This is a genomic window from Dyella psychrodurans (assembly GCF_003363265.1).
Lineage (GTDB): Bacteria > Pseudomonadota > Gammaproteobacteria > Xanthomonadales > Rhodanobacteraceae > Dyella_B > Dyella_B psychrodurans.
Map to the genome: position 1 here is coordinate 155,335 of NZ_QRBF01000004.1, position 12,541 is coordinate 167,875.

Annotated in this window: 8 protein-coding genes; 4 read left to right on the forward strand and 4 right to left on the reverse strand. The window is 63.0% G+C overall.

Annotated features, from left to right (window positions below):
* The first annotated feature begins 29 nt into the window (after positions 1-29).
* Positions 30-3,266, forward strand: a complete 3,237-nt coding sequence (locus tag DWU99_RS12165; RefSeq protein WP_115478329.1) for an efflux RND transporter permease subunit — start codon at positions 30-32, stop codon at positions 3,264-3,266.
* An 8-nt stretch (positions 3,267-3,274) separates the two neighbouring features.
* Here the strand turns inward: DWU99_RS12165 and DWU99_RS12170 are convergent, their stop codons facing one another.
* A complete protein-coding gene (locus tag DWU99_RS12170; RefSeq protein ID WP_115478330.1) occupies positions 3,275-5,449 on the reverse strand; it encodes a primosomal protein N' in 2,175 nt (724 codons plus the stop codon).
* 398 nt (positions 5,450-5,847) lie between these two features.
* Complete coding sequence (locus DWU99_RS12175) at positions 5,848-7,038, reverse strand: DUF3667 domain-containing protein (RefSeq protein ID WP_115478331.1); 1,191 nt, start codon at positions 7,036-7,038, stop codon at positions 5,848-5,850.
* Positions 7,039-7,135: 97 nt separating this feature from the next.
* On the opposite strand from DWU99_RS12175, the gene DWU99_RS12180 reads away from it, so the two are divergent.
* On the forward strand, positions 7,136-8,542 hold the full coding sequence (locus DWU99_RS12180; RefSeq protein WP_115478332.1) for an MATE family efflux transporter: 1,407 nt from the start codon (positions 7,136-7,138) through the stop codon (positions 8,540-8,542).
* Positions 8,543-8,597: 55 nt separating this feature from the next.
* Entirely contained in the window at positions 8,598-10,481 is a 1,884-nt protein-coding gene (sppA, locus tag DWU99_RS12185) for a signal peptide peptidase SppA (protein WP_115478333.1), read from the forward strand.
* A gap of 51 nt (positions 10,482-10,532) precedes the next feature.
* Here sppA and DWU99_RS12190 read toward each other — a convergent pair whose 3' ends face one another.
* The gene (locus DWU99_RS12190; RefSeq protein WP_115478334.1) at positions 10,533-11,363 is read right to left on the reverse strand and encodes an ABC transporter ATP-binding protein; all 831 of its coding nucleotides are present in this window, start codon (positions 11,361-11,363) and stop codon (positions 10,533-10,535) included.
* Positions 11,364-11,444: 81 nt separating this feature from the next.
* Positions 11,445-11,663: a hypothetical protein gene (locus DWU99_RS12195; RefSeq protein ID WP_115478335.1), complete on the reverse strand. Its 219-nt coding sequence runs from the start codon at positions 11,661-11,663 to the stop codon at positions 11,445-11,447.
* Between the two features lie 81 nt (positions 11,664-11,744).
* On the opposite strand from DWU99_RS12195, the gene DWU99_RS12200 reads away from it, so the two are divergent.
* The gene (locus DWU99_RS12200) at positions 11,745-12,527 is read left to right on the forward strand and encodes an SDR family oxidoreductase (RefSeq protein ID WP_115478336.1); all 783 of its coding nucleotides are present in this window, start codon (positions 11,745-11,747) and stop codon (positions 12,525-12,527) included.
* The last annotated feature ends 14 nt before the right edge of the window (positions 12,528-12,541 follow it).

The following is a 12,541-nucleotide window of genomic DNA, read 5'->3' on the forward strand; positions in this document are numbered from 1 at the left end:
GTCGCAACCGGGTTACTGGAGCCATCGTCATGTTGGGTCTGGTCCGCATTGCCCTGGCACGTCCGTACACGTTCGTCGTGCTGGCGTTGTTCATCCTGATCGTCGGTCCGCTGGCCGCGTTGCGCACGCCTACCGACATCTTCCCGAACATCGGCATTCCGGTGATCAGCGTGGTGTGGACGTACAACGGCCTGTCGCCGGATGCGATGTCCGGCCGCGTGATCTACTACTACGAGCGCTCGCTCACCTCGACGGTGAGCGATATCGAGCACATCGAATCGCAATCGTTGCCGGGTATCGGCGTGGTGAAGATCTTCTTCCAGCCGGGCGTGGATATCCGTACGGCGACGGCGCAGGTGACGTCGATCTCGCAGACGGTGCTGAAGCAGATGCCGCCGGGCATCACGCCGCCACAGATCATCAACTACAACGCTTCGACCGTGCCGATCCTGCAGATGGCGCTGTCCAGCACGCAGCTCTCCGAACAAAAGATTCGCGATGTGGCACAGAACTTCCTGCGCCCGATGCTGGTGTCGGTGGCAGGCGTGGCGATTCCCACGCCTTATGGCGGCAAGCAGCGGCAGATCATGCTCGATCTCGATCCGCAGGCGCTCGCGGCGAAAGGCCTGTCGGCGCAGGATGTGAGCGAGGCGCTCGCGGCGCAGAACCAGATCGTGCCGGTGGGTACGATCAAGATCGGCCACGACGAATACACCGTGGAGCTCAACGACAGTCCACTCGCCATCGAGGAACTCAACAAGCTGCCGATCAAGACGGTCGACGGCGCCACCATCACGATGGGCGAAGTCGCGCATGTGCGCGACGGATCGCCGCCGCAGGAGAACGTGGTTCGCGTCGATGGCCATCGCGCGGTTCTGATGCCATTCCTGAAAGGGGGCGACGTATCGACACTGGCCATTGTCGCAGGCATCAAGAGTCTGCTGCCGCTGGCGAAGGAAACACTTCCGCGCAGCATGCAGGTGAAGCTGATGGGCGATCAATCGATCTTCGTGCGCAGCGCGATTGCATCGGTGGCGCGCGAAGGCATCATTGCCGCGATGCTGACATCGTTGATGATTCTTATCTTCCTCGGCAGCTGGCGTTCCACGGTGATCATCGCCATATCGATCCCGCTGGCAGTGCTGTCGGCCATTGCGCTGCTGGCAGCATTCAAGCAGACGCTCAACGTGATGACGCTGGGTGGCCTCGCACTGGCGGTCGGCATTCTGGTGGACGATGCCACGGTGACGATCGAGAACATCAACTGGCACCTGGAAAAGGGCAAGGATGTCGAGACGGCCATCATGGATGGCGCGCGGCAGATCGTGATGCCGGCGTTCGTGTCGCTGTTGTGCATCTGCATCGTGTTCGTGCCGATGTTCCTGCTCAACGGCATTCCGGGCTTTCTGTTCAGGCCGATGGCGATGGCGGTGATTTTCGCCATGGCGTCGTCGTTCGTGCTCTCGCGAACACTGGTGCCGACCATGGCGATGTATCTGCTGAAGCCGCACATAGCCGAACGAGGCAAGGGCGATCATCCCGAGGATGACTACATCAATCACCACGAAGGCGATCAGCATCCGGCAATGCGCCGTGGTTGGCTACGCGGGGTGCTGGTGTCGTTCCAGCAGCGTTTCGAGCATCGCTTTGCCAAGTTCCGCGATACTTATTACGGCACGTTGGCGCTGGCGCTGGGTACGCGTCGCAAATTTGTGCTCGGTTTTCTTGCAGCGGTGATCGGTTCGTTTGTCCTGGTGCCGTTTCTGGGGCGCGATTTCTTTCCTTCCACGGATGCGGGCGCGATTGCCATCCATGTCCGCGCGCCAATCGGTACACGCATCGAGGATACGGCGGCGGAGTTCGATCACATCGAAACGGCGATACGCCGCGTCGTGCCACCGGATCAGCTCGACGGCATCATCGACAACATCGGCCTGCCGCTGAGCGGCACCAACATGGTTTACAACAATAGCGGCACGATCGGTCCGCAGGACGGCGACATCCAGATTCTGCTGCAACCGGGCCACGACCCCAGCGCCGCGTTCGTGAAAACCCTGCGCGCCAGGTTGCCTCGTGAGTTTCCAGGGACAAGCTTCGCCTTTCTGCCGGCGGACATGGTGAGCCAGATTCTCAACTTCGGTGCGCCGGCTCCGCTGGACGTGAAGATTTCAGGCGAAAACAAGGCAGCCAATCAGGCCTATGCCATACGCATGCTGCGTGCGATGCGCGAGATTCCCGGCATTGCCGATGTCCGCCTGCAGCAGTCGGCCGGTACGCCGCAGTTGAATGTGGATGTGGATCGGGTGCGTGCGGATGAGCTTGGTATTACCGAGCACGACGTCACTAACAGCATGGTGGCTTCGCTGGCGGGAAGTCTGCAGGTGGCGCCAACGTTCTGGCTCAATCACGCCAACGGTGTGTCGTACGCGGTGGTCGCACAGACGCCGCAATATCGCATGGATACCTTGGCGGCACTGCAAAGTCTGCCGATCACGTCGTCGACCACTGGCGCGAAACAGGTGCTTGGCGCGCTGGCGACCATTCGGCGCACCTCCACGCCCGCGGTGGTGTCGCATTACAACATTGCGCCTTCCTTCGACGTGTATGCGTCGGTGCAAGGTCGCGATCTGGGTGCTGTGTCCGACGATATTCAGCAGGTGCTCGATGAAGCCGCGAAAGATCGCCCGAAAGGTTCGGTGGTGAGCTTGCTCGGGCAGGTGACCGCAATGAACAGCGCTTTCTCGGGGCTATTGTTCGGCTTGCTGGGTGCGATCGTGTTGATCTATATGCTGATCGTGGTGAACTTCCAGTCGTGGCTCGATCCCTTCGTGATCATCACTGCATTGCCTGCCGCGCTGGCGGGCATCGTGTGGATGTTGTTCGTGACGCACACCACCTTGTCGGTGCCGGCGTTGACCGGCGCGATCATGTGCATGGGCGTTGCGACGGCCAACTCGATCCTGGTGGTGAGTTTTGCGCGAGAACGTCTGGCCGAGCACGGCGATGCGGTGAAGGCCGCGTTGGAAGCGGGCTTCACACGCTTTCGTCCGGTGTGCATGACAGCGCTGGCGATGATCATCGGCATGATGCCGATGGCGGTGACACAGGAGCAGAATTCGCCGCTCGGTCGCGCGGTCATCGGCGGCTTGTTGTTTGCCACCTGTGCCACGTTGCTGTTCGTGCCGGTGGTCTTCAGCATCGTGCATGGGCGCGAGCAACACGTTGCGGATCTGGATTCGGCGGCCGGTGTTCCCCGTACGGCTTGATCAGTGCCTCAATAGAGATCGATCGGATCGACGTCCAGCGACCAACGTACCTTGCGTGCGCTGGGCAGTTGCGGCAATTGCAGCGACCATGGGCGTACGGCCGCATGAAGCTGACGGCGCGTGGTGGATTCGATCAGCAGTTGCCCTCGTTGCCGGCCCGCGCGTAGTGGCATGGGCGCGGGCATGGGGCCGGCGACTTGTAGCGTGGCGAGATCCGGCAAGGCATGAAGTGCCTCGGAAAGAAATGCATCCACGGCGGCGCGCTGATGCGCTTCGGCGCGCAGCAGTATTTGATGGCCATAAGGCGGCAGGCCGGTCTGTCGACGTTCCGCCAGAAGTTCTTTCGCGGCGGCGCCGTAACCTCGCGCAAGCAGGCTGTGCAACAGCGGATGATCGGGGTGATGCGTCTGCAACAGCACGCGGCCCGGCTTGCGCGCACGTCCCGCGCGTCCGGCGACTTGCACCACCAGCTGCGCAAGCCGTTCGCTCGCGCGGAAATCCACGCTCAGCAAGCCCTCGTCGACGCCGACGAGGGCCACCAGGGTGAGATTGGGCAGATCGTGTCCCTTGGCCAGCATCTGCGTGCCTACCAGGATCGCTGGCGCATCCGCTTGAAGATTGCCGAGCAATTGCTCGAAGGCATCGCGACGGCGAGTGGTCTCACGGTCGATGCGCAAGACAGGGGTGTTCGGAAAATGCGCCGTGAGTGCTTCTTCCAGCCGTTCGGTGCCTTGGCCTTGCGGTTTCAGTTCGTTGCTTCCGCAAACGGGGCAGCTGGTGGGCACGGCTGATTGATGATCACAGTGATGGCACACCAGCTTTCGCCACGCCGCATGCAGCGTGAGCGGATGTTCGCAACGCGGGCAGTCCGCGTGCCAGCCGCAGCCGTGGCACAGCAGAACGGGCGCATAGCCGCGGCGATTGCGAAACACCAGCACCTGTTCGCCACGTGCCACCGTCTCGCCGATGGTATGCAGCATCGCGGGCGACAATCCGTGCTCGAGGCGCTGCGCGCGCATATCCACGATCTGCACCTGCGGCGGATGCGCCGCACTAGGACGCGAGCGCAGATGGAGCGGCTGGTAACGTCCTGCCTCGACATTGGCCAGACTTTCCAGCGATGGCGTGGCGGAGCCCAGCAGCACGGGCACATGCAAGGCGCGTCCGCGGAGCATCGCGATGTCGCGCGCGTGGTAGCGGAAACCTTCCTGCTGCTTATAGGCGCTGTCGTGTTCTTCGTCGACGATGATCAATCCCGCGTGCGGAAGCGGCGTGAACACGGCCGAGCGCGTGCCCAGCATCACCTTCGCCTCGCCGTTGCGCATGCGCAGCCAGGCGCGGGCGCGTTCGCCCTCGGCGAGGTTGGAGTGCAGTACTTCGACCGGAACACCGAGCCGCTCGCGCAGACGGCGAACGGTCTGTGGCGCCAGGCCAATCTCCGGCACCAGCAGCAGCACCTGTTTGTCCTGAGCCAGCGCGCGCTCGATCAGCGAGAGGTAAACCTCGGTCTTGCCGCTGCCGGTGATGCCGTCGAGCAGGAACGGCTGAAAGCGACCGAACGCCTGCGCGACGGCATCGACCGCGGCTTCCTGTTCGGCCTGCAGCACAGGAGGAACGACGGTCGGACCTGGCGTCGAGGAAAGTGACTGTTCGCCGCGCTCGATCAGCCCGGCCTCGGTCAGCCGGCGTGCAGCCGCGCGCCAGTCGGGCAGTGACGTATCCAGCTCGGCAGCCGACATGGGGCCTTCGGACAGCGCTTCGAGCAAGGCACGACTTCCACCGCGCCGACTGCCTGCATCCAAGGCGCTTTGGCCGGCGATGGTCAGCCACCACACGGGCTCGCGGGTTTCCGGTAGCGGCTTGTCTTCGCGCAGCAGGAGCGGAAGGGCGTTGGCGTAAGCCTCGCCCGGTGCGCCGAGCCAGTAGTCGGCAGCCCAGGCCAGCGTGTGCATCAATGCCTCGTCGAGCAATGGCGCGTCATCCAGCACGCGCAACACGCGCTTGAGCCGGGCGTTGCCGACGTTCGCCGGGACATCGGTTTCAACCACCACGCCAACGGCTTTCCCGCGCCCGAAAGGCACAAGCACGCGACTCCCTGCCTTGACCTCGCCCGTGGTGGGCGGCAGGTAGTCGAACAAAGTGGGAAGAGGTACCGGCAAGGCGACGCGAAGAACGGATGGCATGGCAGTCAGTGGGGCCGGCATCGACGCGAGTGTATCCGGGCCCACGCCGATCTGGATGGAAACCCGCGAAGGATGTTGCGGTGGATGCTTGCCGACGATTGCTGCTCTGTCATCTAGGAACGATGGCTAAGTGACTCATCGCAACGTGGTTTTTCCCTTATCCACAAGAGTTGTGGATAAGTCTGTGGATGCGCCGGGGAGAGCGTGCCTTATTGCCCGTCAAAACAGCGCTGGGGACTCGCTGTTCAAGTTTTGACCAGTAAAAAAATATCATGCACATCAATGTCTTGGAAGATTGCTTCGATTCTGTGGCAGCCATCCTTCCATACTTGACACCCGCGTATGTCAATCCCTTGACGCTGTGCAAAACCGGCCTTTTCCGCCTGGAAAAATGACAATCAGTGCGCCAGGCCGAGGATGGCGGCGGTCCCGAGGGCCAGTCCGAACAGCCAGGAGTAAAGCCACCCGACAAAGCCGAATTTTACGACGGTCATCACCCAGCCCTGGCGGTAGATGCGCTTCTGCATGAGCAACAGGTAGATCGGGATCCACAGGAAGAAGACGGTCTGCACCAGCCCCATCGCGACGCCGACCCAGGCCGCATGCGGCTTGAGCCAGGTCGAGAGCATGCCGGCCAGCGTGATCAGCAAGAGGCTGGCGAAGATGAAGGCATGGCTGTGCAGGGCGACGATCAGGTGCTCCATGTAAAGCCTGCGCTTGAAGATGTAGATCAGCGTCAGCAGCAGGGCGAAGGCGGGAATCAAGACGAGCATGGTTTCCGGCAGCGCGCTGAAGACGTTGGTGATCAGGCGGTCCCGCGCTTCCTGGCGCTGACCGGCATTGCCATGGAACAGCGCCTGGATGTTCTCCTGCATGTGCTGCGCCGTCGCGGTGAGCCGGCGATTGGCGAAATCCGGCAGCCAGCTGATCTGGATCGGTTTGATGGGTTTCTCGTGCTCGTCGTCCGACTGCTCCGTGTGAGCACCGGTTGCAACGCTGCTCGCGACCGCTGCCGCCGAGGAGGAAGACGCGGCGACTTCCGCCAGGCGGTGCTTCGCATCGTCGCGGTATTTCTGCTCCATGCGATCGACCTCCGCCACGATGGCTGGATTGCCGCCCGCACCCGCGTTCTCGGTGCGGGTTGCGTCCAGCATCGCCAGGTTCTTGCTGAGGTCTTTCTGTACGTCGGCGGGGGTCTCGTCGTCCGAGAAATCGCTGGCCTGGCCCGTCAGCACCGCTTGCTGGTGCTTGTGATCGATGCGGTAAGTCATCAGATCGGCCGCCAGGTGCATCACGAAGAACGACAGCAGGCAGGTGATGAACATCAGCCTGAACGGCGCGATATAGCGCACGCGCCGCCCGCTGAAATATTCCAGCGTGAGGAAGCCGGGCTTGAGCATCAGCGGCGGAAGCGTGTGGAAGATGCGTCCGTCGATGTGCAGGACTGTTTCGAAAAACTCCTCGAACAGCCCATGCACCGGCTTGAGCACGCTGTGTATCGACTGCCCGCAATGGTGGCAATACTCGCCCTGCATCGGCGTAGTGCAGTTGGCGCAATGCACGCCTTCGAATGTGGTCAGTTCCTTCATGCCCAATCCCCTGCGCAGCAGCGTGCGATCTTGGCATAGCTGACCAGATTAAGCCTACAGGTCGGGTACTATTATGAGCCGCGGAGTGCCTTTCCCCATGAAATTGTTCCATCCCGACCGCGCCCGGGTGTCGAGGGAGATCCTCGCTACGGTGCGCCTGGCCCTGCCTCTCATGCTGGCCCAGCTTGCCGCCATCGGCAGCAACGTGATCGACGCCGTGCTGGCGGGTCACGTGAGTGCGCATGTGCTGGGCGCGGTGGCGGTGGGTGCGAGCATTTGGTCGCTGGCGATCGTCAGCGGCATCGGCATGATGATGTCGGTGCCGCCCTTTATTTCGCAGCTCGACGGGGCGGGGCGCCGGCATGAGGTGGGCGAGGTTTTCCACCAGGCGATCTGGCTGGCGCTGGGGATGGGCGTGTTGCTGTGGTTCGCGGTGCGCCATGCCGAACCGCTGATCAAGATGATCGGCGTGTCGCCCAGCCTGTATATCGATGTGGGCGAGTTCCTGCGGGCGATCAGCTGGGGCGCGCCGGCGCTGACCTGCTATTTCGCGCTACGCGGACTCTCGGAGGGTCTGTCGATGACCCGGCCCTCGATGTATTTCAGCTTCGGCGGCCTGTTCGTGCTGGTTCCGCTGGGTTACATCTTCATGTTCGGCAAGCTGGGCCTGCCGCCGCAGGGTGCGCGCGGCTGCGGCATCGCCACGGCCACGGTGCTGTGGCTGGAGATGCTGGCGTTCGGCGTCTATGTGATGTGCCATCGCAACTACCACGGCCTGGGTCTGTTCACGCGCTTTGAGCGGCCGAATCGGCAGCGCATCGGCGCACTGGTGCATATCGGATTGCCGATGGCGATCACCTTGCTGGCCGAGGCCGGGTTGTTCGTCGCGGCGGCGCTGCTGATCGGCACGATGGGCGAGGACATGGTCGCCAGCCATCAAGTGGCGTTGAACGTGGCATCGCTGTTTTTCATGATCCCCCTGGGGCTGGCCATGGCGATCACGGTGCGCGTGGGCAACGCGGTCGGGCGGGGCGATGCGGCGGGTGTGCGCTACGCGGGTTTCTGCGGGATCGGCCTGACGCTGCTGACGCAGTTTGTCTCTGCCGGCTTCATGCTGGGCATGCCGCATGTCATCGCCTCGCTTTACACCCATGACAAAACGGTTGTCGCCCTGGCGGCGCAGCTGTTGGTGCTGGCGGGCTTTTTTCAATTTTCCGACGGCATCCAGGTGGCCTCGAACGGCGCCTTGCGCGGCCTGAAGGACACGCGCGTGCCAATGGCGATCACGCTGTTTGCCTACTGGCTGGTCGGCATGCCGATCGGCTGGTGGCTGGCCTTCCACGCCAAGCTTGGCGCGCGCGGTATCTGGATGGGCCTGATCGCGGGCCTGAGCATGGCGGCGTTGCTTTTGTTCGTACGCTTCTGGCGCAGTTCCCACCGACGCCCATTCGGGACGTTTGGCCCTGTCGCGCCGGCATCGGCCGATGTCACGATGCCCTCATGACCGGCGCCGCGTGAACGGTTACGCTGGCGGGAGCCACCAGGAACCCTGAGCAACTATGTCGACACCACCGCCCATTCGCCAGCAACGACAGTCCAATGGTTTCTGGGCCTTCCTGCGCGTGTTCGGGCGCGGCATCAACACCGTCCGGCTGGTCATCATCAACGTGCTGTTCTTCTTTTTCCTGGCGGTGTTTCTGTTGTTGATCCTGGGCATCGACGCGGCCAGGCATGTCGACGGCATCCAGGACAACAGCGTGCTGGTGCTGAAACCCGAAGGGCGGCTCGTCGAGCAGTACAGCATCAACCCGATGCAGCGCACGTTGTCCAAGCTTTCCGGGAACGAGCCGAAGGAAGTGCAGCTGCGCGACCTGACGGGCGCGATCGACGCGGCGGCAAAGGATTCGCGCATCACGCGCATCGTGCTCGATCCGGGTCAATTGCAAGCCAGTGGATTCGCAGCGCTGAGCGAAGTAGGTGCGGCGCTGGATCGCTTCCGCGCAGCCGGCAAGCCGGTGGTGGCGTGGGCGCCGAGCCTGGACCAGTACCAGTATTACCTCGCGGCACATGCCGATCGCATTCTGCTCGATCCGCAAGGCGGCGTACTGATCACGGGGCTGTCCGACTATCGCCTGTTCTACAAGAGCCTGCTCGACAAGCTTGGCGTGGACGTCTATCTGTTCCGCGTCGGGCAATTCAAGAGCGCCGCCGAGCCCTTCATCCTCGATCACGCCTCACCCGAATCCAAGGAAGCCGACAGCTACTGGATGGGCGGCCTGTGGGACAAGTACATCGACGATGTGGCGAAACTGCGCAAGCTCGATCCGGCCGTGCTGCGCCAGGATATCGACGATCTGCCCGACCGCATCGCGACCACGCAGGGCGATCTCGCCAAGCTTGCGCTGGGCGAACACCTCATCGACGGCATGGCCACGCGCGAGGAGCTGATCAAGATGCTTCGTACGCAGGGCGTGCCGGCCGGCAAGGACGGCCACGGTTTCCGTGGTGTCGCGCTGGACCGCTACGCGGCCGCGGCATCCAACCTCAACCGGAGCACGGGCTCGGGCGTGACCGTGGTCGTCGCCGAAGGCGAGATCACGGGAGGCGAGCAGCCTGCGGGAACGATTGGCGGCGAATCCACCGCCGCGCTGATTCGCGCCGCGCGTGAAGACAAGCGCACCAAGGCGCTGGTGTTGCGGGTGAACTCGCCGGGTGGCGAAGTGTATGCCGCCGAGCAAATCCGCCGCGAAGTGGCGCAGACGCGGGACGCCGGCATTCCGGTGGTCGTGTCGATGGGCGACGTGGCCGCCAGCGGCGGCTACTGGATCTCGATGAATGCCGACAAGATCTTTGCCGAGCCCAACACCATCACCGGATCGATCGGCATTTTCGGCATGTATTACACGGTGCCCAAGGCACTGAGCAAAATCGGCATCAGCAGCGATGGCGTCGGCACGGGTCCGCTGGCGGGCGCGTTCGATGTCAGTCGTCCGCTGGATCCCAAGGTGGGCTCGGTGATCCAGGCGATCATCAACAAGGGTTATCACGATTTCGTGGGCGGCGTGGCGCAGGCGCGCGGCAAGGATTACTCCGCCGTCGACGCCATTGCGCAGGGTCGCGTGTGGACCGGCGAACAGGCGAAAGAGCGCGGACTCGTCGATCAGCTCGGCGGGCTCGACGCGGCCATCAAGCAAGCGGCGGACTCGGCCGGACTCGGCAAGGACTATGCCGTGCGCTATCAGGAGCAACCGATGAGCGCGTTCGAACGCTTCATCGTCAGCTTCAATCAGAGTGCCATGGTGTCGGCATTCCAAGGCTACGGCGTCAGATTGCCCGGCTGGGTTGCGCAGTTGCCGGCACTCGCGCCGGAATTGCAGATGCTGCGCACCGCGCAGGCGGGTCAGCCGAACGTGTATTCGTACTGCTTCTGCTCACCGCACTGACCGATGTGGCGCGGCGTTCGGCGCCGCGCCCGTCGCATGCGGTTCGACGATTCAATCCACGTCGGCGCTGTAATAGTCGCCGCGTCGTCTGACGTGTACGGGCATGGCGAAGGCGGCAGTTATTGCGCTGTCCGTCAGTACGGTTTCCTTATTGCCTTCCTGCAGGACTTTGCCATCGCGGAGCAAGAGTACGTGGTCGATTTCCGGCAGGATTTCTTCCACGTGATGCGTGACCAGCAGCAGCGTGGTGCCATGACGCGCCAGCTGGCGCAGGCTTTCCAGAAAGCGGCGGCGGCTGGCGGGATCGAGTCCCGCGCAGGGCTCGTCCAGCAGCAGTGCGCGCGGCGCGTGAACCAGTGCGCGAGCGATCAGCACGCGGCGTGCTTCTCCCGTGGAGAGACTGGCCATGTCGCGACCGATCAAATGAGAGGCTTCCATCTGTGCCAATGCGTCCCGTGCGCGCTCGCGCATGGAGGGAGTGACTTCGTGATCGAGCCCAAGCCCTCGCGCCGAGAAAAAGCCCGAAACGACGGCATCGAAAACTTCCAGCGGCGAATCGCTGGTGTAGTCGAGCTGCACCGCAGGCGACACGATGCCGATCAGGCTGCGCAATTCGCTCACGTTCCAGCGGTCGCGGCCGAACACGCGAATGACGGGTGCGCCGTCGCGGCGCGCAAGCGGATAAAGCTGGCGCGCGATCAGACGGATGAGCGTGGATTTTCCCGAGCCATTGGGGCCGAGTATCGCGGTGTGCTGACCGATGGCGAGGCTGAGGCTCAGGCGATCGAGGATCAACGCGTCTCCACGCATCACGCTCGCTTCATGGATATCCAGCAGCGGAACGGACGCGTGGAGACTCTGGTGGATGCAATCGGGACTCATGTCCGAACCTTGCCCGCAACGACGCAGGATGGCAAGCCGTGGACGTACAGACGTCCAAACACTTACAGCCAAGGTTGGCGTTTACTGCGATTGCTGATCGATCTGCTTGGCCTGGTCGGCGGCCTGCTTGTCGACGATCTTCTGCACGTCCTTGGCACGCTGTTCGTCCTTCTTCATCGCATCCCATGGCGTGGAGATCGATTGCGCGCCGGCGGCCTTGGGATCGGATTCGGGTGCGGGCGGCTTGCCGCTGCAGGCGGCGAGGGTAAGCATGCAAAGCAGTACGGAGACGGTTTTCATGGCGATGGCTTCAGGTCGGCGACGTGGGGAAGTGTCCCGCTGCGTGGCGCCGTGCACAAGTCGATCGTGTAAGCTGCGCGCATGAACAGCCGCATCGATGCCTGGCAATTGCAGGGCCACACCGCTTTGATCACCGGCGCCAGCAAGGGCATCGGCTATGCCGCAGCGCGCGAGCTGGCCAGCCTGGGAGCAAACCTGCTGCTGGTGGCACGCGATGACGATTATCTTGAGCAAGTCCGCGTCGAACTGACCGACGACTATCCCGGCATTGATGTCCTGGCGTTCGCCGCCGACGTGAGCGAAGCCGAGGAACGCCTGTCGGTATACGACTGGATCGCGGACTTGGGTACGCCGCTCTCGATCCTGATCAACAATGCTGGCGGTAATCAACCCAAGCCCACGCTTGACTATAGCGAGTCGGAATACCGCACCATCTTCGAGCAGAATTTGTTTTCGGCTTACGAAATGTGCCGCCTCGCGCATCCGCACCTGACGCAGCACGCCAACGCGGCGATCGTGAACGTGGGCTCGGTATCCGGCGTCACGCACGTGCGTACCGGTTCGCCCTACGGTATGACTAAAGCGGCCTTGCATCAGCTCACGCGCAATCTGGCGGCGGAATGGGCGGTCGACGGTATCCGTGTCAATGCGGTGGCGCCCTGGTACATCCGCACTCAACGTTCGGAACCGTCGCTGGCGGATGCCGACTATCTCGACGAGGTGCTTGATCGCACGCCGCTGCGGCGCATCGGCGAGCCGGAAGAAGTGGCTGCGGCCATCGCTTTCCTCTGCCTGCCCGCTGCGAGCTATATCACCGGTCAGGTGCTCGCTGTCGACGGCGGCTTTCTCAATTACGGGTTTTGATCGCGCACAGACTT